This window comes from Microbacterium sulfonylureivorans, from assembly GCF_003999995.1.
GTDB classification, from domain to species: domain Bacteria; phylum Actinomycetota; class Actinomycetes; order Actinomycetales; family Microbacteriaceae; genus Microbacterium; species Microbacterium sulfonylureivorans.
In genome coordinates, this window is sequence record NZ_RJAD01000003.1 from 97,439 (window position 1) to 121,778 (window position 24,340).

A 24,340-nucleotide genomic window follows, 5' to 3' on the forward strand; every position below is an offset into this window, starting at 1 on the left:
TGCGAAACACCGCGGCATTACCGTTGATGACATGCGCGAACTCACCCAGACCGAAGCGATCGACCTCGTCGGGCGCTTCGAGGCCGAGCAGGAGATCCCCGAGAGGATGCGCGCCGACGTGCGCATGCTCGGCTCGCTCCTGGGCAGGGTGCTCCGCGAGAGCGGCTCCCCCGGCCTGTACGACGACGTCGAGCGTCTGCGGATCGCCACGATCCAGGCCTACACCGACGAGACCCCCGAGGCGTTCGCGCGCGCCGCCGCCATCGCGGACTCGCTCAGCGTCGCGCGCGCCGACGAGGTCGCGCGGGCGTTCACGGCCTACTTCCACCTCGTGAATCTCGCCGAGGAGCACCAGCGCGTGCGGATCCTGCGTGAGCGCGACGGCCGCCCCGACCGCGAGCAGGCCACCGACTCGGTCGCCGCCGCGTTCGTGCGCCTCGCCGCCGAGGTCGGCGACGACACAGCGCTCGAACGGCTCCAGGCGATGCGCTTCCACCCCGTCTTCACGGCGCACCCGACCGAGGCCCGCCGCCGGGCGGTCTCGTCGAGCATCCGGCGTCTCGCGACCCTCCTCGAGGAGCACGACGCGTCGCTGCGCAACGGCGCCGACGAGCGCCGCGCCGAGCGGCGCATGCTCGAAGAGGTCGACACACTCTGGCGCACCGCGCCGCTTCGGCCCGAGAAGCCGTCGCCGACCGACGAGGTGCGGGCGGTCATGGCGGTCTTCGACGAGACCCTCTACACGGCCGTCCCGCACGTCTACCGCCGCGTCGACGACGCGCTGCAGGGACCGGCGGCGGGCGGGCGCGCTCCTGTCGTGCGCCCGTTCGTCCGGATCGGCTCGTGGGTCGGCGGCGACCGCGACGGCAACCCGTTCGTCACGGCGTCCGTCACCCGCAAGGCGGCGAAGATCGCGAGCGAGCACGTGCTGCTGGGGCTCGAGCGCACGACCAGCCGCATCGGTCGCACGCTGACGCTGGATGCCGCGACCACGCCGCCCAGCAGCGCGCTCGTCGTGCTCTGGCAGCGACTCTCGGCCGCCGACGAGGACGCCGCGGACGAGATCGCGAAGCGCTCGCCCAACGAGCCGCATCGCCGCATCCTGCTGCTGCTCGCACGCAAGCTCGCAGCCACCCGCGAGCGCAACGCCGACCTCGCGTACCGCGACCCCGAGCTCTTCATTTCCGACCTGCGGGTCGTGCAGGACTCCCTCGTTCAGGCGGGCGCCGCGCGCCAGGCCTACGGGCACCTCCAGCAGCTGCTGTGGCAGGTGGAGACCTACGGGTTCCATCTGACCGAGCTCGAGGTGCGCCAGCACTCCGCCGTCCACGCCAAGGTGCTCGCCGAGCTCGACGCCGGCGGCGCCCGATCGGAGCAGACCGAGGAGGTGCTCGACGTCTTCCGCTCGGTCGGGTTCCTCCAGGAGCGCTATGGCCCGCGCGCGGCCGGTCGCTACATCGTGTCGTTCACGCAGTCGGCGGACGACCTCGCGGCGGTGCATCGCCTCGCGCGCTATGCCGTCGGGCCCGAAGGGGAGGTCCCGGTCCTCGACGTCATCCCCCTCTTCGAGACATTCGCCGACCTGCAGGCCGCGCCGCGCATCCTCGCCGAGATTGTCGAGCATCCCGAGTTCGCCGCACGTCTGGACGAGACCGGGCGGCGGCTGGAGGTCATGCTCGGCTACTCCGACTCGTCGAAGGACGTCGGCCCCGTCGCCGCCAACCTCGCGCTGTACGAGGCCCAGGCGGCGATCGCGGCGTGGGCCCGCGAGAGCGGGATCGAGCTCACCCTCTTCCACGGTCGAGGCGGCGCCCTCGGCCGCGGCGGCGGGCCGGCGAACTCGGCGATCCTCGCCCAGCCGCCGCACTCGGTCGACGGGCGCTTCAAGCTCACCGAGCAGGGTGAGGTGATCTTCGCCCGGTACGGCGACCCCGCGATCGCGATGCGGCACATCGACCAGGTCGCCGCCGCCATCCTCCTGGCGTCGTCGCCGTCGAACGAGGAGCGAAACCGCGCGGCCGCCGAGCGGTACGCTGCGGTGGCCGCGACGATGGATCAGGCATCCCGCGACCGGTTCTTCTCCCTCGTGAAGGCGCCCGGCTTCGCGCCGTGGTTCGCCCGGGTGACGCCCATGGAGGAGATCGGCCTGCTCGCCCTCGGATCACGACCGGCCCGACGCGGACTCTCGGTGGAGTCCCTCGAAGACCTGAGGGCGATTCCGTGGGTCTTCGCGTGGACGCAGGCGCGCATCAACCTCGCCGGCTGGTTCGGGCTCGGCACGGCGCTCGAGGCTGTCGGCGACGAGCCGCTGCTGCAGCGCGCGTACGACGACTGGCCGCTGTTCCGGACGCTGATCGACAACGTCGCCATGAGCCTCGCGAAGGCCGACGACCGCATCGCCCGGCTCTACCTCGAGCTCGGAGACCGCGACGACCTCGCCGCACTCGTGCGCGACGAGATGGCCCTCACCCGTTCGTGGGTGATCACGATCACCGGCGGCACCGAGCTGCTCGCGAACAAGCCGGTGCTGCAGCGGGCGGTCAAGATGCGCAGCCCCTACGTCGATGCACTGTCGCTCCTGCAGCTGCGGGCGCTCCGTGCGCTCCGCGATGCCCCCGAGGGCGCGCCGATCGACCCCGAGCAGCAGCGCCTGCTGCTGCTGTCGGTCAGCGGAGTCGCCGCCGGTCTGCAGAACACCGGCTGAGCCGGCACGCTCCGGCCCATGCGGACGGGTGGGCGATTCGGCCATCCGGACTCCGGGATGCCGGATCTGCGCACAGGAACGGATGGACGGGGCCGCCCTCGCCGCGGTGCCGGCCGACACGCGCGCGGCTCGGCCGCGCTCAGGGTCCGCGGGGCTACCGTGTCGGCATGGCACGGATCGTCGTGGCCGAAGTATGTCCCGTGTGCGGGTCGCTCGATGTGCGGGCGACCGAGCCGCGGTGGTTCCGCGTCGAGTTCGCCCGCCGCGGCGATCTCGACGACGGCTGGGTCGAGCGCCTCGAGTTCGAGTGTCGCGACTGCCGCCTCGTCTGGGACTGAAACGGCCGGAGGTTCGCGGATGCCGCGGCCGCGGCATCCGCGATCGTCGATGGCTGCGCGGGCGCGGCGGTGCTCGTCAGTCGACGCGGCGGTCGTCGATGTGGCGGGCGAGGCTGCGGCCGTACCGCTCGGTGAGCTGCACCATCAGGTCGGGCGTCTCGCGGTCGAGTCCGAACACGTAGCCGGGGAAGTCGAGCTCGCGCTGGGCGGCCCAGATCTCCTCGTGACGGTCCGGCGGGAGGATCTGCAGGGGATCGCCGACCGCGACCCAGCCGATCGGCACGACGGACTCCGCGGGCAGCGTCGTCCGCAGGTGGACGACCGCGTTGATGCGCACCTCGCTGCGTTCCCCGATGCGTGCGCCGTTGAACACGCGTGTGCCGGTCGCGAGGAAGACCTCGTCGCCGACGGTCGCGCCCGACACGCTCGCCATCGGACCGACGAGGACGTGGTCGCCGATATGGACGGGATTGGTGGACGTCGCACGGATCAGCGCGTTCTCCATGACGATCACGTTCGCACCGAGGGTGATCGCGCCGCCCTCGGCGGTGATGACGGCGCCGTGCAGCACCTGGCAGTCGGCGCCGATCTCGACGTCGCCGCTGATCACCGCGGTTGCCGCGATCACGGCATCGGGATGGATCCGGGGCTGGGCCCCGAGGTGCTCGAACCGCATCGTTCGCTCCGTCCTCGTCGGTGGTTGTCAGCGTAGTGCGGCGCGTGCAGACGACGGGACCGGATGTCGGAAGCCCTCCCTAGTGTCGAACTTATGTACGAATCCCTCCTCGACGATGCACCCGGCTCCGAGCGGTACGTCGAGGAGGATGCGATGTGGGACGACGCTGCGACCGACGACGGGGTCGACGCCGCCGCGAACCATGGCGCCGCCATGGCCGAGCTCGAAGCGACCACCTACCACGCACGCGTCGCATTCGCCGAGCAGTACCGGGTGATCGCGCAGGTCGTTCGCGAGGCGGAGGAACAGCCCGAGGTCTGGGTCGGCGCCGACCCGACACTCGAGCCCGCGTGGTGCGATGCCCGTGGCCGCACCACGACGACCGTCCGGCGGGACCGAATCGAGATCGCCGTGCGTGCGGCGGTTGCCGACATGGCGGTGAGGCTGCGCCTCGCCGAGACGACGGTGCGCACGCGCGCCGCACATGCCGAGACGCTGCGCCGGCGGTGCCCGCGCGTGTGGGCCGGCTTCCTGGGCGGCATCGTCCCCGAGCCGAACGCGATCGCCGCCGCACGCCTCGCCGACTCGCTCCCCCACGACGAGCCCGGCCCCTGGGCGCAGTTCGACGGAAGGATCGTCGGGCCTGCCGAGCGGCTCGCGCCGGCGCGTTTCCGCACGTCTGCGCGGGCGATCCGCGAGCGCGTACACTCCGAGTCGCTCCAAGCCCGGCACGAGCGTGCGGTCGCCGACCGCGGCGTCTGGCTGACGCCCGAGCTCGACGGCATGGCGACTTTGACCGCGCTCCTGCCTGCGGCGTCCGCGCACGCGCTCAGGGGGCGCCTGGATGCCGCGGCCCGCCACCTGCGTTCGGCCGACGACGAGGAGCGCACGCTCGCGCAGCTGCGAGCTGATGTGCTGGGCGACCTGGTGCCGGGTGGATCCATGGAGTCAGCCCCGCTTACTCGGGCGACCGTTTCGGTGACCGTGCCGGCGCTGTCGCTTCTGGGGGCGAGCGCCGAACCCGCGATCCTCGACGGCTACGGCCCGATCGACCTCGAGACGGCGAGCCGGTTGGCTGGTTCGGCGACCTCGTGGACGCGGATACTCACCGACCCTCTGTCGAGCCGGGTGCTCGACGTCGATCGCGCGGTGTACCGCGTACCAGCCGATCTACGTCGCCGGCTCGGGCCGGCGCATCCGACCTGCGTCTTCCCGGGGTGCGGCCGGTCCTCGGCCGACTGCGACCTCGACCACACCGTCGACTGGCAGTACGGCGGCCCGACGTCAGCCGACAACCTCGCGCCACTGTGCCGACCGCACCATCGGCTGAAGCACGAGTCGCTCTGGGAGTTGCATCGCGCGACCGGGACGCTGTCGTGGACGAGCCCGACCGGTAATGTCACGGACGCCGACCCGCCGCCGTTCTGACCGGCGCGCACGAAGGACGGCTCGCGGCGGAACGTGCGCCAGCGCGTGCGTGAGGATGGTGGCATGCCTGCGATCGCCCTGCGCCCGTGGCTGCCGACGGATGCGGAGGCGCTTCAGCGTGCGTTCCTCTCTACTCCGGACCTCGACACGCAGCTCGGCGGCGCCGATCTCTCGAGCGCCGCGAGCGCCCGCGTCTTCCTCGCAGAGTCTCTCTCCCACGGCGACTCGCGCCGCAACTGGGCGATCGTCGCGGATGGCGTGGCTATGGGGAACGTCGGACTCTCCGCCATCGAGCACCGCCACGACACGGCGTGGGCGTACTACGGGCTCGCCGAGTCGGCACGCGGGAAGGTCTGCGCGGCGGCAGCGCTCGCGGAGGCCGCGGACTGGGCCTTCGAGAACGACGTCTTCCGCATCGAGCTCGGGCACCGCGTGAACAACCCGGCGTCGTGCGCCGTGGCTCGACGAGCCGGCTTCATCGCCGAGGGCATCGAGCGGCAGAAGCTGCGGTACGGCGACCGGCGCTTCGATGTCGAGCTCCATGCACGGCTTCGCAGCGACCCGGTGCCGGAGCGGCACGGAATGGACGTGACGATCCTCGACTGACGGTCGGACGCCCGATCTCGCGACGTCTCGCCGCCACCGTGTCGGCCCGCGACTTCGCGCTACGCCCCGGACTTCTCCGCGCCCGACGTCGCCGTCGCCTCCGCGCCCTCCGGCTTCGGGGCCGGCCAGAGCTGATCGAGCAGCTGCGCGACCCAGGCGATGAGATCGGCATCCGACACCCGTTCGCCGCCGGCCGTCGGAAGCGGCACGACCAGGGCCTCGCCGCCCGAGAGCAGCTTCGCCTTCGGGTGAAGCCGCTGCAGACGCACGCGCAGCGAGTCGGGAAGGTTCGCCGGGGCGACGCGCAGGTTCGGCCCCATCGCGACGACGTCGGTGAGCCCGGCCTGGGCGGCGCGACGGCGCAGCCGCGCCACCGCGAGCAGTCCCTCCACGTCGGCCGGAAGCTCGCCGTAGCGGTCCGTGAGCTCCTCGACGACGAGGTCGATCGCCTCGTCCTTCGCGGTGACGGATGCTGCGGCCGACAGCTTCTGGTACGCCTCGAGGCGCAGCCGCTCGCTGTCGATGTACGACTCGGGGATGCGCGCCTGCACGGGCAGCTCGAGCCGCAGCTCGGCCGGACCCTCGACGTCGTCGCCCCGGAAGGCCGACACGGCCTCGCCGATCATGCGGAGGTACAGGTCGAACCCGACGCCGGCGATGTGGCCGGCCTGCTCGGCACCCAGCAGGTTGCCGGCGCCGCGCAGCTCGAGGTCCTTGAGCGCGACCTGCATGCCGCTGCCGAGGTCGTTGTTCACCGCGATCGTCTCGAGCCGGTCCGCGGCCGTCTCGGACAGCGGCTTCTGCTCGTCGTAGAGGAAGTAGGCGTACGCACGCTCGCGCGCGCGTCCGACGCGACCGCGCAGCTGGTGCAGCTGCGACAGGCCGTACTTGTCGGCCCGGTCGATGATGATCGTGTTCGCATTCGAGATGTCGAGGCCCGTCTCGACGATCGTCGTGCACACGAGCACGTCGGAGCGGCGCTCCCAGAACGCGTCGACGACCTCCTCGAGGGCGTGCTCCCCCATCTGCCCGTGGGCTACCGCGATCCGCGCCTCGGGCACGAGCTCCGACAGCTCCGCAGCCACCCGCTGGATCGACTGCACGCGGTTGTGGACGAAGAACACCTGCCCCTCACGGAGCAGCTCGCGACGGATCGCGGCCGCGATCTGCTTGTCGTTGCGCGCGCCGACGTAAGACAGGATCGGATGCCGGTCCTCCGGCGGGGTCTGCAGCGTCGACATCTCACGGATGCCGGTCACCGCCATCTCGAGCGTGCGCGGGATGGGCGTCGCGCTCATCGCGAGGATGTCGACGTTTGTCTTGAGCTTCTTCAGCTGATCCTTGTGCTCGACGCCGAAGCGCTGCTCCTCGTCGATGATCATGAGGCCGAGGTCCTTGAAGAGGACTTTCTCGGTAAGGATCCGGTGCGTGCCGATCACCATGTCGACCGTGCCGTCGGCGAGCCCCTCGACCACTTCGCGCGCCTGCTTGTCGGTCTGGAAGCGCGAGAGCGCCTTCACCTTGACCGGGAAGCCGGCGAAGCGCTCCGTGAACGTCTCGAGGTGCTGCTTGACGAGCAGCGTGGTCGGCACGAGCATCGCGACCTGCTTGCCGTCCTGGATCGCCTTGAACGCCGCACGAACCGCGACCTCGGTCTTGCCGAACCCGACGTCGCCAGACAGCAGGCGATCCATCGGGATCGGCTTCTCCATGTCGGCCTTGATCTCGTCGATCGTCTGCAGCTGATCGGGCGTCTCGGCGAACGGGAACGCCTCCTCGAGCTCGCGCTGCCAGGGGGTGTCGGGCCCGAACGCGTAGCCCTTCGCGGCCATGCGCGCCGAGTAGAGCTTGACCAGCTCGACGGCGATGTCGCGGACGGCCCTGCGTGCGCGACCCTTGGCCGCCGCCCAGTCGCTGCCGCCCATCTTCGACAGGCTCGGCGCCTCGCCGCCCACGTACTTCGACAGCAGGTCGAGCTGATCCGTCGGCACGAAGAGCTTGTCGCCCGGGAACCCGCGCTTGGACGGCGCGTACTCGAGCACGAGGTACTCGCGCATGCTCTTGACGGCGTTGCGGCCCCCGCTCGACACCTCGCGCTGCACGAGCTCGACGAACCTGCCGATGCCGTGCGTCGCGTGCACGACGTGGTCGCCGGCCTTGAGCTGCAGCGGATCCACCACGTTCTTGCGGCGCGACGCCAGCTTCTTCACGACCCGCTGGTCGCCGCCGATCGTCCGGCCGTAGAACTCGGTCTCGGTGAGGACGGCCAGCTTGGCATCGGGCACCTCGAAGCCGCGCTCGAGCACCGAGACGACGACATGGGCGACGCCGGGCTCAGGAACCCCGTGCACGTCGTCGACCTTGCGCGCGGCGATCCCGCGCTCGGCGAGGACGTCGCGTGCGCGCTCGACGAGTCCGACTCCGGACGCCGCGACCACGACCCGCCAGCCGTCGGCGAGCAGATCGCCGACGTGCGCCGTCGCGCCGTCGACGTTGCCCTGGAACGACGGCACCGGCGCCCCGGGCACGCGGACGACGGCCGCGGCCTGGAGAGCGACGTCGATGTCGGGGTCGAGCAAGCCCTCGGCCGAGGCATCCGCTTCTCCCGAATCGAAGGAGCTCAGCGTCCACCAGACGTCTCCTCGCGCGTGCGCGGCCTCGCGCAGCGCCGGGAGGGTGAGGAAGTCGCCGGCACCGAGGTCGATCGGCGTCTGCGCCCCGGCCGTCGCGGCGCTCCACGCGGCCTCGAGGAACTCGCGATTCGTGTCGCCCAGCGTGATCGCGCGGGTGACGGAGCGCTCGGGATCGACGAGCGCGACGGCCGCGCCCTCGGGCAGGTAGTCGACGACGGTGACGAGGCGGTCGACGACGGCGGGAAGGAGCGACTCCATACCTTCGACGGGGATGCCTTCCGACATCCGCTCGAGCATGCTGCTGAGGCCGGGGAACTCGTCCTTCAGCTGGCGCGCGCGCCCGCGCACGGCCTCGGTGAGCAGGAGCTCGCGGCTCGCGATGAGTGAGACCGCCGGCACCTCACCGGGGAGCGAGCGCTGGTCGGCCACCGAGAACGCGCGGATCTGATCGACCTCGTCGCCGAAGAACTCGACGCGGAACGGATGCGGCGCCGTTGGCGGGAAGACGTCGAGGATGCCCCCGCGCACCGCGAACTCGCCGCGCCGCGACACCATGTCGACACGGTGGTACGCGAGCTCGACGAGGCGCAGCGACACCTCTCCGAGCTCGTGCCCGCGGCCGCCCACGACCAGGTCGATCGGCGGGATGTCGGTGAGCCCGGCCGCGAGCGGCTGGATCGCGCCGCGCACCGACGCGGTGATGACAAGCGGCGTCTCGCCGTTCCAGCGCGCCACGCGACCGAGAACCTCGAGTCGGTTGCCGACGATCTCGGCGCTGGGACTCAGCCGCTCGTGCGGGAGCGTCTCCCACGCCGGGAAGTGCAGCACCTCGGCACCGGGCAGGAGCGCGCCCAGCGCGGGCCCGATCGACTCGGCCCGGCGCCCGGTGGGCGTGATCAGGAGCACGATCGGCGGCTTGCCGGCACTGCGGCGGCGCTCGAGGAGGGCGGAGAGCAGCGGCGCATCGAGACCTTCGACCAGCGAGAAGTCGCCGTCGACGGATGCTGCGGCCACCGCATCCCGGAACGACTCAGCCTGCTCGAGGGCGCGCACGATCCCGGGAACTGTCACCGGACGAGTCTATTCCGGGTGGCGGACACCGGGTGCCGGATCCGCCACCTCGTAGGATGAGCGCGTGAGCGACCCCGCCGAGCCGACGCCCCCGCAGACTCCGCCGCAGCAGAGCGCGCCACCGTCGGACTCGGCCGTGCCGGCCGTGCCGCAGGCGCCGGCCGCGTGGGCGGCGCCCGGTGCTCCCCCGTTCGGCGCACCGGTCGCGCACGACCCGGCGGCGGGCTACGCGCCGCCTGCGGGGTACGCGATCCCTCCGGGCTACGCGGCCCAGCCCACCGGGCCGACGGCGGCCGCCTCCTCGGCCGCCCCGTACGCCCCGCCGGATTACGGCCAGGGGTACGCACCGGCCCCCGGGCCGTACGCGGCGGGCCCGGCATCCGTCCGCCCCGCGTCGGCGGGAGGGCGGCGCCTCGGCGTGGTCGCGCTCGTGGTCGCGCTCGTCGCGACCGTCGGTGCCGCGATCAGCGTCGCGATCGCGGCGTTCTCCATCGGGCTGGGTGCCGGACGCGAGATCGCGATGCGTCCGATCGACGCCGACTTCGACTGGTCCTACCTCTCCGCGGTGCGGGAGTGGGTGCTCCTCGCGGAGGTCACGTTCTGGCTGGGGACCGCGCTCGGCCTGTGGGCGCTCGTGCAGGGAGTCATCGCGCTCGTGAAGGGCCGCGGGCGTGGCGCCGCCATCGCCGCGATCGTCGTCGCGGCGCTCGGGCCCGTGGTGTTCTTCGTCGTGCTGCAGGGATTTCTCACCGCGGGCATGGCGGCCGGGTCGAGCGTCGGCGGCTGACGCCCGCCGGTCCGACTCTTTTCCGGTTACGCGCGAGTCGTACCGGGAGCCGCGTGAGCGCGACGCCACAGGCCGAGTCGAGAGTGTGGCGCAGCGTGCACGCGTTGCGGCATAGTTCAGTGAGCGACCGAAGGAGACAGCATTGTCGATCACCCATGAGCCCCATGTGGCCCCTGATGTGGCGTCGGTGCTCCCGGGACGGGAAGTGGTTGCCAGGCTCCGTCGGGTTCTCATCGTCTCGCTCGCCGCAGCCTTGATCTATCCCGCGTTCATGAGGGCCAGCGCGGGCTACTGTGCGGGCGGCTTCGATGGAGCCGACGGCTTCGTCGATGCTGCCGGCAGGCCGGTCGACGAGGCTCCCACATGCATCCAGTTGTCGCTCGGCCCCAGTCCGCTGGTGTACTTCGGCATCGCCCTGATCGTTCTCTTCGCGATCGACCGCGTGCTGAAAGCGGCCGACGAACCAGCCGCGCTGCGGATCCTCGACCGTGCAGCGGCGGGCGTGGTGGTGCTGGTGCTCGGAGCGGTCGTTATCTCCCAGGTGTGGTTTCACCTGATCCCCATCGATGAGTTCATGTCGGGATCGTTCTCGTTCCTCAGCCCCTTCCCCTTCGGGTTCATCGAGAGCTCGACCTCACCCGTCACCGCTCCGTGACCCCGACTCGCTCGGCGCGGCGGCGATCCACGCGGCTCGGAGGGCGAGAACGCCGCGCGCTGAGGCGCATCCCGGGCGTTCGCCCAGACCCCGGCTGCTAGACCCGCGGTGCGTGGTGCTTCTGCTGCGCAGCCAGGAGGCCCTCGTCGACCAGCTGCTCGACGGCGTCGGCGGCGTCGCCGAGCAGGATCGGCAGGTTCTTGCGCTCGGTCGCGCCGAAGGGGTCGAGCACCCAGTCGGCCGGGTCCTGCCGGCCGGGAGGACGCCCAATGCCCACGCGCACCCGAGCGAACTCCCCGGAGTCGAGCGCCTTCGCGACGTCACGCACGCCGTTGTGCCCGCCATGGCCGCCGCCGGTCTTGAGCTTGATGGTGTCGAACGGGATGTCGAGCTCGTCGTGCACCACGACGACGTGCTCGGGCTCGACGCCATAGAACTTCGCGAGCCCGGCCACGGGCCCACCCGACACGTTCATGAACGTGTTGGGCTTCGCGAGGATGAGCTTGGCGCCGCCCGGACGCAGCCAGGTCTCGGCCACTCGGGCGTTCGCCTTGTGCGCACGGAACGACTCGCCGCGCCTGGCGGCGAGCTCGTCCACGACGAGCTGCCCGACGTTGTGCCGGGTGAGCTCGTAGCGGGGTCCCGGGTTGCCTAGTCCCACGATCAGCCACGCCTGTGCCATCTGCGCTGTGCCCTTCAGAGTGCGATGTGTGATGCCTGCCGGCTCCGACGGCGAAGCCCGCCCCCTCAAGTATCGGGGACGGGCTTCGACGGATGCTGCGGCGAGTCCTTACTCGGACTCGGCCTCCTTGGCCTCCTCGGCGACCTCGGCCTGCTCAGCGGCGACCTCGGCGTCGGCAGCGGCGATCTCGTCCTCGGCGGCGAGCGTGGCCGACGGAACGGAGATCGCGATGATCAGCGTCTCGGGGTCGACGGCGAGCGTCGCGCCCTTGGGCAGCGTGAGGTCGGCAGCGGTGATGTGCGTGCCCTCCTCGAGGCCCTCGACGTCGAGCTCGATGCGCTCGGGGATGTGCGTGGCCTCGACCTCGAGCAGGACCGTGTTCGCGTCCTGCGCGGCGATGGTGCCGGGGGCGGGCTCGCCGGTGACCGTGATCGGGACGTCGACCTGGATCTTCTCGCCCTTCTTCACGACGAGGAGGTCGATGTGCTCGATGATCTGGTGCACGGGGTCCTTCTGGACGTCCTTGACGAGCGTGAGCTGGTGCGTGCCGTTGACGTCGAGCTCGAGCACCACGTTCGCGCGGCGGATGAGCAGCGCGATCTGGTGGCCCGGCAGGGCGACGTGCACGGGGTCGGTGCCGTGGCCGTAGATGACGGCGGGGATCTGGCCGGCGGCGCGGAGGCGGCGGGCGTAGCCCTTGCCGAAGTTCTCGCGGACTTCGGCGTGGACCTTGGTGTCGGTCTCGGTCGACATGGTTTCTCCTCGCGGGCGTGAGCCCGTTCTGATCGCGGGTCCGCTCAGGTGGCGGGCCCAGGTATTGGGGGTTGTCTCTCGACTCGAACGCACACGCGTGAGGAAAGCCATGGGCCCGCTCCACCGCGTCGATCACGGATGCCGCATCCCGCCGATCAGGCGGGTGCGAGGCATCCCTCGCCGAAGTTCAAGCGTCAAGTCTACCAGGGGGCGCGGCGAAGCCCAGACGCGCGTGAGCGGGGCCGTGCGAGGAGCTCTCCGCGATCGAAAGCCACCGGCCCGCTACGATGAGGGACGCACCCGATTCGCCCACGGAGGAACCCCGATGGATTACGGCTTTCTGTCCCACGCACTGCTGTGGCTGATCGGCGCGATGGCCGCCCTCGGCGCCCTCCTGACGATCGGTGCGTTCTGGTCGATGGGGCGCGCGAGCTACCGCAAGGACTGAGGTCCCGTTCTCACAAGCCGCGCACCGCGCCGGTGAGCACTGCGCCAACAGCGTGTAACACCGACACGCCAGACTCTAGGCTGGAATCCCCACCTCGAACATCAGGAGCACGTGTGTCTTCGAACGACCCCTCGGCACAGACGAACATCTCGACCGATCGCGATGACGAGCCGGGCTCGACCAAGGAGCACGAGGGAGCGCCCTCGCCCGAAGACGTCGTGCGGCCCGTCCCCGATGCAGAGGGACCCGATTCGCCGGCGTCGCCCGCTGCGAACATCGGTGTCGTCGGTCTGGCGGTGATGGGCTCGAACCTGGCCCGCAACCTCGCCAGCCGCGAAGGCAACACCGTCGCGATCTACAACCGCAGCCACGAGAAGACCGACACGCTGATCGCCGAGCACCCCGAGGCGGGTTTCGTGCCCGCCTTCTCGTACGAGGAGTTCGCCGCGTCGCTACAGAAGCCCCGCACCGCGATCATCATGGTCAAGGCCGGCGGTGGCACGGATGCCGTCATCAACGCCCTCGTCGACGTGTTCGAGCCGGGCGACATCATCGTCGACGGCGGCAACGCTCTGTTCACCGACACGATCCGCCGCGAGAAGGCCGTCCGCGAGACGGGCATCAACTTCGTCGGCGCCGGCATCTCCGGCGGCGAGGAGGGCGCGCTCCTCGGACCCTCGATCATGCCCGGCGGCTCCGACGAGTCCTGGGTCACCCTCGGCCCGATCCTGAAGTCGATCGCCGCGATCGCCGAGGGCGAGCCCTGCGTCACTCACATCGGCCACGACGGCGCGGGCCACTTCGTGAAGATGGTCCACAACGGCATCGAGTACGCCGACATGCAGCTCATCGCCGAGGCGTACGACCTCATCCGCCGCGGCACCGGCAAGTCCCCCGCCGAGATCGCCGACGTGTTCGCCGAGTGGAACGCCGGCGAACTCGAGTCGTACCTCATCGAGATCACCGCCGAGGTGCTGCGCCAGGTGGATGCCGAGACGGGCAAGCCGCTCGTCGACGTGATCCTCGACCAGGCCGGCGCCAAGGGCACCGGCGCGTGGACCGTGCAGACCGCCCTCAACCTCGGCGTGCCCGTGTCCGGCATCGCCGAAGCCGTCTTCGCGCGCTCGCTGTCGAGCCACCCCGAGCAGCGCGCCGTGTCGGGCGGCCTCCCCGGGCCCGTCGAAGGACTGACCGTCGACGACGCCGACGCGTTCATCGAAGAGGTCCGCCTCGCGCTGTACGCCTCGAAGATCGTCGCGTACTCGCAGGGCTTCGACGAGATCCGCGCCGGCGCCGCCGAGTACGACTGGTCGATCGACCTCGGCGCGGTCTCGAAGATCTGGCGCGGCGGCTGCATCATCCGCGCCCAGTTCCTCAACCGCATCGCCGACGCGTACGCCGAGACCCCCGAGCTACCCGTGCTCCTCACCGCGCCGTACTTCGTCGAGGCCCTCGGCCGCGCGCAGGCGGCATGGCGCCGGATCGTCTCGACGGCCGCGGCGGCGGGCATCCCCGCCCCCGCGTTCTCGTCGTCGCTCGCGTACTACGACGGCCTGCGTGCCGAGCGTCTGCCCGCCGCTCTCGTGCAGGGCCAGCGCGATTTCTTCGGAGCCCACACGTACCAGCGCGTCGACAAGCCCGGCACGTTCCACACGCTGTGGTCGGGCGACCGCACCGAGATCGAGGCCGAGGACACGCACTGACCTTGCGCCCCGGCTGATCGGGCCATGATCCGGGAGAGGCCCCGTCGAGTGATCGACGGGGGCCTCTCTCGTAGGCCTCAGGCGGGCACGACGTTGTGATTGCGGCAGAAGAGATTCTGCGGGTCCCACTGCCGCTTCACGGCGGCCAGGCGGGCGATCGTCTCGGGCGCGTACATGCGCGACACCATGGCCGGGTCGGTGGACACCGTGAAGTTGCCGTACAGGGCCTCGCCGAGCGCCTCGATGGCATCCCACTCCGCCTGGATGAGCGGCCGGTTGTCGTCATGGACGAGACCCGGGATGTCGAACGCGCCGGCCATCGCGAACCAGGTCGCGCTGCGGGCGGGGAAGGCCGTGTCGTCCTGCGGCACGTCGCCGTACGCCCCGCCGAGCGAGCGGAGGAACAGCACGGACGCCTGGTTGGCCTCGCGGAACGACGCGAGGCGGTCGACCGCCTCGTCGGTGAGGTCTGCGAGAAGCGTGTTGCCGCCGACGAAGCCGGGCATGGGCTGGTCGGGGTCGGCCGCCGGCATGTCCATGAGGATGTCGGGGTACGACCGGACTCCGAGGTCGGTCTCGGTCACGCCGTCGAGCGCCAGGAGCGGCGCGAGCGCGGCGCGGGCGGCGTCTTCGTCGTCGCCGATCCAGCACGCCGTGATCGCGGCGCCGCCGGGCGCGCTCGGGTCCATCTCCGGGACGTCCATGTACGTGACGGTGAGCTCGCGCGGGGCGTCCTTCATCGTGTCGCGCAGCGCGCGCAGCACCGGGCGGGCGTCGCCGGCGACCCCGAGGGTCGCGAAGACGACCGACGAGAGCGCGTGCGCCCGGAAGTCGAAGCGGGTGACGACGCCGAAGTTGCCTCCGCCGCCGCGCAGCGCCCAGAGGAGATCGGCGTGCGACTCGTCGTTGACCTCGATCACCTCGCCGCGCGCGGTCACGAGCTGCGCGCCGACGAGCTGATCGGCGGCGAGGCCCCACGCACGGACCATCCAGCCGATGCCGCCGCCGAGCGTGAGCCCGCCGACGCCGACGGATGCCGTGTCGCCCGAGCTCACTCCCAGGCCGTGCTCGGCGAGTATCGCCGCGACGGCACCCCAGGTCGCCCCGCCGCCGACGTGCACGAGGGTGCCGTCGACGGAGACGGAGTCGAGCGCGTCGAGGTCGAGCGTCACGCCGCCCGGAACGGCGCCCCAGGCGCTGTGGCCGCCGCCGCGCACCATCACATCGAGTCGTTCGGACGACGCGTAGCGGACGGCTGCGCGCACGTCGTCGACGGAGGAGGCCCGCACGACGACGGTCGGCTCGCCGATGCCCGAGTGGAAGGAGCGGGCGGCATCCCATTCGGGGTCGCCCGGCTTGACGACCGTTCCGGCCGCGAGGTCAGTCAGAGAGAGATCAGTCACCCGCGCCACGGTAATGGGGACCGGCGACATCCCGCTAGAGCCACCCCTTGCGCTTGAAGATCACATACAGCGTGAGCGAGGTGGCGGCCATCAGGCCGACAGCCATCGGGTAGCCCAGAGTCCAGTGGAGTTCGGGCATGTGATCGAAGTTCATGCCGTAGATCGTGCCCACGAGCGTCGGCGCGAAGAGGATCGCCGCCCACGCCGTGACCTTCTTGACCTGCTCGTTCTGCTCGAGGCCGAACTCCGCCATGCGCCGCATCGCCTCGTTGTTCTCCTGGTCGACCATCGTGGAGTGCACGGTCAGCGCGCTGTCGAGGGTGGGGCGGAAAGCGTCCACCTTGTCGACGATGCGCCGCGCATGGTCGTCGACGTCGCGGATCGCCGGCACCTCCTCGGCGTGCGAGGACTCCTTCACGATCTGCTGGAGCCGGTCGAACATGTCGACCAGGGGCGTCGTCGCGTGCTGCAGGTCGATCACCTCGCGCTGAAGACCGAAGATGCGCTTCGAGACGGCGGGATCGCCGGAGAACAGCTCGTCCTCGATCTCGTCGATGTCGTTCTCGACGCCCGCGACGACAGGCTCGTACTGGTCGACGATGTCGTCGCAGACCGCCCAGACGACGGCGAACGGTCCGTGGGCCAGCACGTCGGGCCGGCTCTCCAGGCGCTGCCGCACCGCCCCGAGGTCGGGGTTCTCGGCGTGCCGGATCGTGATCACGTAGTCCGGGCCCACGAACACGTGCACCTCGCCGAACTCCACGGTCTCCGTCTCGTCCAGGTAGCGCGCGGGCTGGAGGACCAGGAACGTCATGTCGCCGTACCGTTCGAGCTTCGCGCGCTGATGCCCCTTCAGCGCATCCTCCACCGCGAGCGCGTGCAGGTCGAGCAGTCCGGCGAGCTCGCTCATCTCCTCGTGGTCCGGCCGGTAGAGGCCGATCCACGCCATACCGCCACGGGACCGGGCATCGGCGAGCGTCTGCGCGACCGTCCCCCCGAACACCCGTCGGCCCTCGATGTACACGGCGGCATCCACGAGCGTCATGGAGCCACCCTAGGTCAGCGGCGCCGGGGCTAGTGTCGGAACCGTGACCAGCAGGCGAGTGCTCTACATCGGCGGAACCGGAACCATCAGCGCAGCGTGCGTGCGGCGCAGCGTGGCGGCAGGCGACGACGTCGCCGTGCTCAACCGAGGCTCGTCGCGCCGCCCGCTCCCCGACGGCGTGCGCGAGCTCGTCGCGGACGTCCGCGACGCGCGAGCGGTGCAGGATGCGGTCGGGGATGCCGGGTTCGACGTCGTCGCGGAGTTCCTCGCGTTCACGCCCGACCACGTGCAGCAGGACCTCGACCTGTTCGAGGGGCGCATCGGGCAGTACGTCTTCATCAGCTCGGCGTCGGCCTACGAGAAGCCGCCGAGGCGGCTGCCGGTGACCGAGTCGACGCCGCTGCGCAATCCGTTCTGGCGCTACTCGCGCGACAAGATCGCGTGCGAGGACGTCCTGGTCGGCGCCCACCGCGAGCGCGGGCTGCCCGTCACGATCGTCCGCCCGTCGCACACCTACGACGAGCGCCTGCTGCCGACCCTCGGCGGCTGGACCGACATCGAGCGGATGCGCGCCGGCAAGCCGGTCGTCATCCACGGCGACGGCACGAGCCTGTGGACCATCACGCACTCCGACGACTTCGCAGTCGCCTTCACGGGGCTCCTCGGCAACCCCGCGGCGATCGGCGAGGCGTTCACGATCACCGGGACGCACGCGCCCAGCTGGAACCAGATCTACGGCTGGCTCGCCGACGCGGCCGGGGTCCAGCATCCTGATTTCGTGCACGTCGCGTCCGACACGATCGCCGCGTTCGAGCCAGAGCTGGGCCCGACCCTCATCGGCGACAAGGCCCACTCGATGCTCTTCGACAACGCCAAGGTGACGGCGCTCGTGCCGGACTTCCGCACGACGATAACGTTCGACGAGGGTGCCCGTCGCATCCTCGCCCACTACGACGCCCACCCCGACGAGCAGCGCGTCGACGCGGACCGCGATGCGCTGTTCGATCGCATCGCGGCCCACGCCCGGTCCGCAGGCTGACGCCTAGCGCGTGATGTCGCGCACGGTGCCGCGCTCGAGGCGCAGGCGCCGCCGTGCCCGCTTCGCCACCGCAGAGTCGTGCGTGACCACGATGAGCGTCAGCCCCTCGGCGCACAGTGCCTCGAGCACGGCGAGGATCTCGTCGCGCATGCTCTCGTCGAGGTTGCCCGTGGGCTCGTCGGCGAGGAGCACGCGCGGCCGCTTGACGATCGCGCGGGCGATCGCGACGCGCTGCTGCTGACCGCCGGAGAGCTCGCCGGGGCGGTGGTCGCCGCGGTCATCGAGCCCGACGTGCGCGAGCGCCTCGGCGACGCGCACCGTGCGCTCCTCCTTCGGCAGGCCGAGCGGCTCCAGCGCCATGTCGACGTTCTCCGCCGCCGTGAGCGTCGGGATGAGGTTGAATCCCTGGAACACGAACCCGATCTCGCGGGCGCGCACCCGGCCCAGCTCGGCGTTCGAGGCCTCGGCCAGATCGATCTCGCCGAGGCGGACGCTCCCCGTGGTGGGCCGGTCGAGCGCTCCCAGCAGCTGCAGGAGCGTGGACTTGCCGCCGCCGGTCGGTCCCTGGATGGTCACGAAGTCGCCCTGCGAGATGTCGAGGTCGACGCCGGCGAGCGCCTTCACGACGCGGTCCTTCTGACGGTAGGTGCGGGTGACGCCTGCCAGTCGGTACAGCGCGGGGGGCGCGGCATCCGTCTGCGTCGTCGCCTCGGGGTCGAGCATGGTCATCGTCGGTTCTCCTGTCGTGTGCGGGTCGATGGTCGCGTCTGCGGGTGCGGTGGAGTCGGTCATGGGATGCCTCACGAGACCGATCGCAGTGCTTCGGCAGGACTCAGCCGCGCGGCACGCCATCCGCCGAACGCTCCGGCGACGAGTCCGCCCAAGAGGGCGAGGCCGAGCGCCGCCACGACGACCCACAGTGTGACGGGGGCGTGGAGCACGATCTCCGTCGCCCCCTGCTGGAGGGTGTTCGCGAAGCCGCCGCCGGGGCCGCCCATGTTCTCTCCTCCGGGGCCGCCCTGCGTGACCGGCCCGGTCGACGGCGCGGTCGAGATGGTCGGCGACACGAGGTTGATCGCCCAGATGCCGAGGAACCCGATCACGAGCCCCGCGGCGCCGCCGAGGAGTCCCTGCACCACGGACTCCCCCGCGACCTGGCCGACGACGCGGCCGTTGGACCAGCCGATGGCCTTGAGCGTGCCGAACTCCCGGGTGCGGCGCGAGACGCCGGAGATGGTGAACAGCACGGCGAGGGCGAGCGCGACGGCGAGCACGATGATCGACAGCCACGTGCCGAGGTTCGTGATGAGCGACGACGCACTCGAGAGCGATCCGGAGACGTTCGCGGCGAGGTCGGACTGCGAGCTGACGGTCGCGTCGGGCAGCGCCTCCTGCAGGTCCTCCTGCACGGCGGTGATCGCGTCGGACGAATCGGCCTGCACATACACCGTCGACACCACGTCGCCGGTACCGGCGAGCGTCTGCGCGACGTCGAGGGGGATGTACACGTTCGCCGCCGTGTCGGCCTCGCTCGACGTGGAGGCGACGATGCCGACGACCTCGAACTCCTCCCCGCCGACGTCGATGGCGTCGCCGACGGCGACCTCCGCGGTCGAGGCGTATGCGGCGTCGAGCACGGCGACGTTCTCGCCCTCGTCGCCGGATGCGAGCGCCCGCCCGTCGCTGAGGCTCACGGCCGACATCGGGCCCACCTCCGACTCGGCCGGCTCGATGCCGAGCACGGTGAACGAGTCGACGTCGAACGAGCCGCCGCCGAATCCTCCACCGCCGCCGTCCTGAGGCGGCGCCTGACCGGTGGTGCCCGACTCGGTCGGGGGCGGCGGCAGCTCGCCCGAGAACGTCATGTTCGTGAGGCTGAGTGCGCCGGATGCCGCGGCCACCCCGTCCACACCGGACACGGTGTCGAGCACGCTCGCCTCGAGGGTCGCGCGCATCGGCTCCGAGACGAGCCGGGACTGGCTGAGCTCGGTGGTGCCGTCGTCGGCGGTCTCGCCGCCGTCCTCGCCGAACTCGAACGCCTGGCCGCGACCTGCTCCAGGCTCGGCCATCGCGCCGGTGACCGTGAGGTCGGTGCCGACGCCGTAGACCGACTCGAGCGCCTGTGCCTGAGCGTCGCGCACGCCGGCGGCGAGCGAGTTGACGATCATCACGAGCGCGATGGCGATCGCGAGTCCGGTCGCGACGATGATCGTCTGCTTCTTGCGGCCGGCCAGTTCCCGCCGCAGATACGTTCCGTACATGGGTCTCCTCCCGGCAGGCGAGGTGCCGGCCGTCGAGAGCGAAGCTAGGGACCGCGTCGATGCAGAACTCCAGCGGAGGCTATGAACCGGTTATGTGCGCGCTTCCGCACTCACAGCATCCGCATAGCGCTCGCCATAGGAAGCACATAGGAACGCGAGCACAATGGACCCATGACCAACGCCACGCCCGCACTCCTGCGTCCCGACGGCTCGCCCCTGCGCGTGCTCGTCGTCGATGACGAGCAGATGCTCACCGACCTCCTGTCGATGGCCCTGCGCATGGAGGGGTGGGAGGTGCGCACCGCAGGCTCGGGCTTCCAGGCGCTCCAGGCGGCCCGCGAGTTCTCGCCCGACGCCATGGTGCTCGACGTCATGATGCCCGACCTCGACGGCATGGCCGTGCTGCAGCGCCTGCGCCAGTCGGGCGACGACGTGCCGGTGCTCTTCCTGACCGCGAAGGACGCCGTGAGCGACCGGGTCGCGGGTCTCACCGCCGGCGGCGACGACTACGTCACGAAGCCGTTCTCACTCGAAGAGGTCGTGGCGCGCCTGCGCGGCCTCATGCGCCGCGCGGGAACGGCGCACGCGTCGGGCGCGGAGCCGATCCTCCGCGTCGCCGACCTCACCCTCAACGAGGACAGCCACGAGGTCGAGCGGGCCGGCGCCGAGATCGAGCTGACCGCGACCGAGTTCGAGCTGCTGCGCTACCTCATGCGCAACCAGCGCCGGGTCGTCTCGAAGGCGCAGATCCTCGACCGCGTCTGGAACTACGACTTCGGCGGACGCTCCAGCGTCGTCGAGCTGTACATTTCCTACCTCCGCAAGAAGATCGACCACGGCCGCGATCCCCTCATCCACACGGTGCGCGGCGTCGGCTACATGATCAAGGCCCCGCAATGACCGACGCCCGAACCGAGAACCCGGCGGATGCCGCGGCCGCTCCCCCGGCGCGGGACGAGGCATCCCGTCGTCGGCCCTGGACGCTGCAGAACAAGCTCATCGTCACCGTCGTCGCGATCACGTCGCTGATCATGGTGCTCGTCGGAGTGACGACGAGCGCGATCCTCGGGACCGTCCTCGAGGACAGCCTGACGAACCAGGTGAAGAGCTCGGCCCAGCGCACGGCGGCGATGGTGCGCCAGCCGGTGGCGTCGGGGATGACGGCGGAGCAGATCCTCAATCAGATGCCCCAGCAGCCCGGCTTCCTCCTCGCCGTGCAGGCACCGCTCGGAGAGCCGACCGCGGCCTACGTCGACTCCGACGGTGCGGTCGTGGCGCTCACGACCGACCAGATCACCCAGCTCGTGGACGGCCTCCGCAGCGATACGCCGTTCGTCGTCACGATCGACGAGGTCGGGACCTTCCGGGTGGACGGCGAGTCGGGCGTCGTGGTCGGAATCTCCCGCGATCAGGTGGCCGTCAACATCGGGCGGATGCTCACGACGATCGGCCTGCTGACGCTCGGTGGCCTCATCCTCCTCGCCCTGGCCACCGCGTGGACGATCCGGGCCGGCCTCGCGCCGCTGCGCGCCGTCGCCGACACGGCCGAGCGCGTCTCGAGGATCCCGCTCGACCAGGGCGAGGTCTCGATCCCCGAGCGCGTTCCCGCGCGACAGGCCGATCCCCGCACCGAGGTCGGCCGAGTCGGCGAGGCGCTCAACACGCTCCTCGACCACGTCGGCACGTCGCTGACCGCGCGTCAGCGCAACGAGGAGCGCATGCGCACCTTCGTGGCCGATGCCAGCCACGAGCTGCGGACGCCGCTCGCGTCCATCCGCGGCTACTCGGAGCTGTCCCTGCGCGCCCTCTCGAAGGACCACCGCGCCGCCACGATCGAGACGACCGAGGCGTCCCTCGAGCGCATCCAGGCGCAGTCGCTGCGCATGACGACGCTCGTCGAGGACCTGCTGCTGCTCGCCCGGCTGGACGAGGGGCAGGAGCTCGTCTACGGCACGGTCGACCTGACCCGCCTCGCGATCGAGGCCGTCGGCGACGCCCGACCGGCGGGGCCCGACCACCAGTGGGTCATGGACCTCCCCGACGCCCCGGTGCAGATCGCCGGCGACACCGGCCGCCTGCACCAGGTCGCCGCCAACCTGCTCGCGAACGCGCGCACGCACACGCCCGCCGGCACGACGGTCACGGTGACGGTCGAACGGGATGCCGACACCGCCGTCCTGCGCGTCCACGACGACGGCCCCGGCATAGAGCCGACGCTGCGCGACGAGCTCTTCGAGCGGTTCTCGCGCGCCGACCGGTCGCGCGCCCGCCAGACGGGCGGCACCGGGCTCGGCCTCTCCATCGCCCGAGCGATCGTCGACGCGCACGGCGGCACGATCTCGGTCGAGAGCGTTCCCGGGGACACGACCTTCGAGGTGCGTCTTCCCGCCAGACCTCTCGACCCGGCCGACAGCGCCGTCTCCGAGGAGCCGACGATGGACGCTCCCGCCGACGAGGACCAGCCCGTCACGCCCTAGCCGAACCAGGTCGGCGGTCGTGACCAGACCCGTCCGGCCCGCCCCCGGGGGTGGGCAGGTCAGTAGCCGCTGAAGGCGTCGGTGGTGATCGACCGGGCCTTCTCGAGCGCCGGCGCGAGGTCGGCGATGAGTCCGGCCGGACCGGAGATGTACGCGTGGCGTGCCGCGATGTCGGGCACGACGGTCACGAGACCCTCCGCGTCGAGCCGCACACCGCGCGCCCAGAGCCAGTTCGCAGGCAGATCGGCCGGCCGGTCGCGCGTGAACACGACGACCGATATCCCGGCTGCCTCGAGATCGGCGCGGTACGCGAGCTCGGACGCGTCCGAGGCGACGTAGACGAGCACGATGTCGCGCTCCTCGCCCGCCGCACGCATGTGCCGGATCTGCGAGACGAACGGCGTCACGCCGATGCCCGCCGCGACCATGAGGATCGGGGCGCCGTCGCGCTTGGGAAGGACGAAGTCGCCCCACACGCCGGTGATCGCCAGCCGCTCCCCCGGCGCCACCCGGGCGAGCGCCTTCTTGTACGAGGACTGCGGCTTCGCCGACGCGGCCGAGCTCTCCTTGAAGGCGACGCGAAGGAGAGGAAGGTCTTCGGGCGCGGAGGCGATGCTGAATTCGCGGCGCGTGCCGCGGGCGTCGGGGTGCGCGTGCGGCACCTCGAGCTCGAGGTACTGGCCGGGGACGAACGACAGCCGGTCGTGCACGCGGAACGTCAGCTCCTGCACGGTCGGCGTGCGCTCGGCTCGGGAATCGAGGGTGAGCCGCACCGCGGTGCGGACCGCGAACGCGAAGGCGACCGCGTTGCCGATCAGCAGGGCGCGCTCCTGCCCGAGCGAGATGTCGCCGAGCGGGATCGGCCATCCGGCCAGCACGCCGACGATCGCGGCCACCGTGAACTGCTGCCAGCGACGCGGTGGGAGCGTGAGCGGCTCGGACAGCATGAACGCGCCGAGGAACAGGAACGGCGACGACCACAGGATCTGCCAGAACACGGTCATCGAGTCGACGACGGCTCCGGCCGCCTGCAGCTGCGCGGCGGTGCGGAGCACCGCGATCGCGACCGCGATCACGAGGAACACCGCCACCACGCGGATCTTCTCGGTGCGCCACAGCACGGCGAGGCCGAGCACGACGACGGGCAGCGCGAGCGCCTGCGTGCCGACCCACCACGACGACGCTCCGAGTGCCGGCCACGCGATGCTCAGGAGGGTGAGAACGGTCGCTCCGACGGCGGCCGGGTTGAAGATGTGGCGCCCTCGCCACGCGAGGAGGTACTTCGAGAGGGAGGCCGCGGCCGCCGCGATCGCGATGCCGCCGAGCGCGGCGACATCGAGCGTCGGGCGCAGCACGAAGAGCAGGATGTGCGCGGTGATCAGCGACGACTCGAGGCGCCAGGGCAGGTGCAGGACGCGCTGGGCCGCGGCATCCACTCCCACGCAGACGGCGGAGAGGACGGCGAGCGTCGCGATCAGCTCGAGAGGAGAGGGCCCGACCAGATCGAAGAACGACAGCACGAGCGACGTGACGGCGAGGGCTGCCAGGGCGAGGTAGACGACGCGGTACATCGAGACGCGCCCCAGGAGGGCGAAGACGCGGTTCCAGACCGCGGTGACGGATCCGAGCAC

General features: G+C 71.2%; 20 protein-coding genes. 11 read left to right on the plus strand and 9 right to left on the minus strand.

Translation table 11 applies throughout. The annotated features are described in order from the left end of the window. Window positions 1–31: 31 nt before the first annotated feature. Both EER34_RS14030 and EER34_RS17555 read left to right on the plus strand, forming a co-directional pair. Complete coding sequence (locus EER34_RS14030; protein ID WP_127475829.1) at window positions 32–2,704, plus strand: phosphoenolpyruvate carboxylase; 2,673 nt, start codon at window positions 32–34, stop codon at window positions 2,702–2,704. Window positions 2,705–2,871: 167 nt separating this feature from the next. Beyond that, a complete protein-coding gene (locus EER34_RS17555) occupies window positions 2,872–3,042 on the plus strand; it encodes a hypothetical protein (protein ID WP_164743570.1) in 171 nt (56 codons plus the stop codon). A 76-nt stretch (window positions 3,043–3,118) separates the two neighbouring features. Here EER34_RS17555 and EER34_RS14035 read toward each other — a convergent pair whose 3' ends face one another. Beyond that, a complete protein-coding gene (locus tag EER34_RS14035) occupies window positions 3,119–3,718 on the minus strand; it encodes a gamma carbonic anhydrase family protein (RefSeq protein ID WP_127475831.1) in 600 nt (199 codons plus the stop codon). 93 nt (window positions 3,719–3,811) lie between these two features. On the opposite strand from EER34_RS14035, the gene EER34_RS14040 reads away from it, so the two are divergent. Together EER34_RS14040 and EER34_RS14045 are read left to right on the plus strand one after the other, a co-directional pair. Next, window positions 3,812–5,146, plus strand: coding sequence for an HNH endonuclease signature motif containing protein (locus EER34_RS14040; protein ID WP_240642379.1), 1,335 nt, complete (start codon window positions 3,812–3,814; stop codon window positions 5,144–5,146). 63 nt (window positions 5,147–5,209) lie between these two features. Then, window positions 5,210–5,752, plus strand: a complete 543-nt coding sequence (locus EER34_RS14045) for a GNAT family N-acetyltransferase (RefSeq protein WP_127475835.1) — start codon at window positions 5,210–5,212, stop codon at window positions 5,750–5,752. 59 nt (window positions 5,753–5,811) lie between these two features. Here the strand turns inward: EER34_RS14045 and mfd are convergent, their stop codons facing one another. Beyond that, on the minus strand, window positions 5,812–9,456 hold the full coding sequence (mfd, locus tag EER34_RS14050) for a transcription-repair coupling factor (protein WP_164743571.1): 3,645 nt from the start codon (window positions 9,454–9,456) through the stop codon (window positions 5,812–5,814). Window positions 9,457–9,520: 64 nt separating this feature from the next. Here mfd and EER34_RS14055 point away from each other — a divergent pair, with 64 nt between their 5' ends. Next, on the plus strand, window positions 9,521–10,243 hold the full coding sequence (locus tag EER34_RS14055; RefSeq protein WP_240642382.1) for a hypothetical protein: 723 nt from the start codon (window positions 9,521–9,523) through the stop codon (window positions 10,241–10,243). Window positions 10,244–10,385: 142 nt separating this feature from the next. Beyond that, on the plus strand, window positions 10,386–10,898 hold the full coding sequence (locus EER34_RS14060; RefSeq protein ID WP_240642384.1) for a hypothetical protein: 513 nt from the start codon (window positions 10,386–10,388) through the stop codon (window positions 10,896–10,898). 97 nt (window positions 10,899–10,995) lie between these two features. Here EER34_RS14060 and pth read toward each other — a convergent pair whose 3' ends face one another. Both pth and EER34_RS14070 read right to left on the minus strand, forming a co-directional pair. Continuing rightward, a complete protein-coding gene (gene pth / locus EER34_RS14065; protein ID WP_127475837.1) occupies window positions 10,996–11,580 on the minus strand; it encodes an aminoacyl-tRNA hydrolase in 585 nt (194 codons plus the stop codon). A 108-nt stretch (window positions 11,581–11,688) separates the two neighbouring features. Next, a complete protein-coding gene (locus EER34_RS14070) occupies window positions 11,689–12,333 on the minus strand; it encodes a 50S ribosomal protein L25/general stress protein Ctc (RefSeq protein ID WP_127475839.1) in 645 nt (214 codons plus the stop codon). A 325-nt stretch (window positions 12,334–12,658) separates the two neighbouring features. Between EER34_RS14070 and EER34_RS17865 the strand changes: the two genes are divergently transcribed. Both EER34_RS17865 and gndA read left to right on the plus strand, forming a co-directional pair. Continuing rightward, window positions 12,659–12,781, plus strand: coding sequence for a hypothetical protein (locus tag EER34_RS17865; protein WP_276317253.1), 123 nt, complete (start codon window positions 12,659–12,661; stop codon window positions 12,779–12,781). A 218-nt stretch (window positions 12,782–12,999) separates the two neighbouring features. Further along, window positions 13,000–14,484: an NADP-dependent phosphogluconate dehydrogenase gene (gndA, locus tag EER34_RS14075; protein WP_276317254.1), complete on the plus strand. Its 1,485-nt coding sequence runs from the start codon at window positions 13,000–13,002 to the stop codon at window positions 14,482–14,484. A gap of 77 nt (window positions 14,485–14,561) precedes the next feature. Here the strand turns inward: gndA and EER34_RS14080 are convergent, their stop codons facing one another. Together EER34_RS14080 and EER34_RS14085 are read right to left on the minus strand one after the other, a co-directional pair. Continuing rightward, on the minus strand, window positions 14,562–15,887 hold the full coding sequence (locus EER34_RS14080; RefSeq protein WP_240642385.1) for an FAD-binding oxidoreductase: 1,326 nt from the start codon (window positions 15,885–15,887) through the stop codon (window positions 14,562–14,564). A gap of 34 nt (window positions 15,888–15,921) precedes the next feature. Beyond that, a complete protein-coding gene (locus EER34_RS14085; protein ID WP_127475845.1) occupies window positions 15,922–16,932 on the minus strand; it encodes a magnesium and cobalt transport protein CorA in 1,011 nt (336 codons plus the stop codon). Window positions 16,933–16,975: 43 nt separating this feature from the next. On the opposite strand from EER34_RS14085, the gene EER34_RS14090 reads away from it, so the two are divergent. Continuing rightward, window positions 16,976–17,971, plus strand: a complete 996-nt coding sequence (locus tag EER34_RS14090) for an NAD-dependent epimerase/dehydratase family protein (protein ID WP_127475847.1) — start codon at window positions 16,976–16,978, stop codon at window positions 17,969–17,971. A gap of 3 nt (window positions 17,972–17,974) precedes the next feature. Here the strand turns inward: EER34_RS14090 and EER34_RS14095 are convergent, their stop codons facing one another. Together EER34_RS14095 and EER34_RS14100 are read right to left on the minus strand one after the other, a co-directional pair. After that, window positions 17,975–18,700: an ABC transporter ATP-binding protein gene (locus EER34_RS14095; RefSeq protein WP_205791700.1), complete on the minus strand. Its 726-nt coding sequence runs from the start codon at window positions 18,698–18,700 to the stop codon at window positions 17,975–17,977. A gap of 71 nt (window positions 18,701–18,771) precedes the next feature. Beyond that, entirely contained in the window at window positions 18,772–20,232 is a 1,461-nt protein-coding gene (locus EER34_RS14100) for an ABC transporter permease (RefSeq protein ID WP_127475849.1), read from the minus strand. A 171-nt stretch (window positions 20,233–20,403) separates the two neighbouring features. Between EER34_RS14100 and EER34_RS14105 the strand changes: the two genes are divergently transcribed. Then, the gene (locus tag EER34_RS14105; RefSeq protein ID WP_127475851.1) at window positions 20,404–21,132 is read left to right on the plus strand and encodes a response regulator transcription factor; all 729 of its coding nucleotides are present in this window, start codon (window positions 20,404–20,406) and stop codon (window positions 21,130–21,132) included. Then, window positions 21,129–22,709, plus strand: a complete 1,581-nt coding sequence (locus tag EER34_RS14110) for a sensor histidine kinase (protein ID WP_127475853.1) — start codon at window positions 21,129–21,131, stop codon at window positions 22,707–22,709. Before EER34_RS14105 ends, EER34_RS14110 begins: the two co-directional genes overlap by 4 nt. A 59-nt stretch (window positions 22,710–22,768) precedes the next feature. Here the strand turns inward: EER34_RS14110 and EER34_RS14115 are convergent, their stop codons facing one another. Beyond that, complete coding sequence (locus tag EER34_RS14115; protein WP_127475855.1) at window positions 22,769–24,340, minus strand: FAD-dependent oxidoreductase; 1,572 nt, start codon at window positions 24,338–24,340, stop codon at window positions 22,769–22,771.

Excerpts from the sequence above, each read along its gene's own strand:
- EER34_RS14035 (WP_127475831.1), bottom strand. The coding sequence starts at position 3,718 with ATGCGGTTCGAGCACCTCGGGGCCCAGCCCCGGATCCATCCCGATGCC.
- EER34_RS14085 (WP_127475845.1), bottom strand. The coding sequence starts at position 16,932 with ATGACGCTCGTGGATGCCGCCGTGTACATCGAGGGCCGACGGGTGTTC.
- pth (WP_127475837.1), bottom strand. The coding sequence starts at position 11,580 with ATGGCACAGGCGTGGCTGATCGTGGGACTAGGCAACCCGGGACCCCGC.
- EER34_RS14030 (WP_127475829.1), top strand. The coding sequence starts at position 32 with ATGCGCGAACTCACCCAGACCGAAGCGATCGACCTCGTCGGGCGCTTC.
- EER34_RS14070 (WP_127475839.1), bottom strand. The coding sequence starts at position 12,333 with ATGTCGACCGAGACCGACACCAAGGTCCACGCCGAAGTCCGCGAGAAC.
- EER34_RS14110 (WP_127475853.1), top strand. The coding sequence starts at position 21,129 with ATGACCGACGCCCGAACCGAGAACCCGGCGGATGCCGCGGCCGCTCCC.
- EER34_RS14040 (WP_240642379.1), top strand. The coding sequence starts at position 3,812 with ATGTACGAATCCCTCCTCGACGATGCACCCGGCTCCGAGCGGTACGTC.
- EER34_RS14095 (WP_205791700.1), bottom strand. The coding sequence starts at position 18,700 with ATGACCATGCTCGACCCCGAGGCGACGACGCAGACGGATGCCGCGCCC.
- EER34_RS14105 (WP_127475851.1), top strand. The coding sequence starts at position 20,404 with ATGACCAACGCCACGCCCGCACTCCTGCGTCCCGACGGCTCGCCCCTG.
- EER34_RS14045 (WP_127475835.1), top strand. The coding sequence starts at position 5,210 with ATGCCTGCGATCGCCCTGCGCCCGTGGCTGCCGACGGATGCGGAGGCG.
- EER34_RS14100 (WP_127475849.1), bottom strand. The coding sequence starts at position 20,232 with ATGTACGGAACGTATCTGCGGCGGGAACTGGCCGGCCGCAAGAAGCAG.
- EER34_RS17865 (WP_276317253.1), top strand. The coding sequence starts at position 12,659 with ATGGATTACGGCTTTCTGTCCCACGCACTGCTGTGGCTGATCGGCGCG.
- EER34_RS17555 (WP_164743570.1), top strand. The coding sequence starts at position 2,872 with ATGGCACGGATCGTCGTGGCCGAAGTATGTCCCGTGTGCGGGTCGCTC.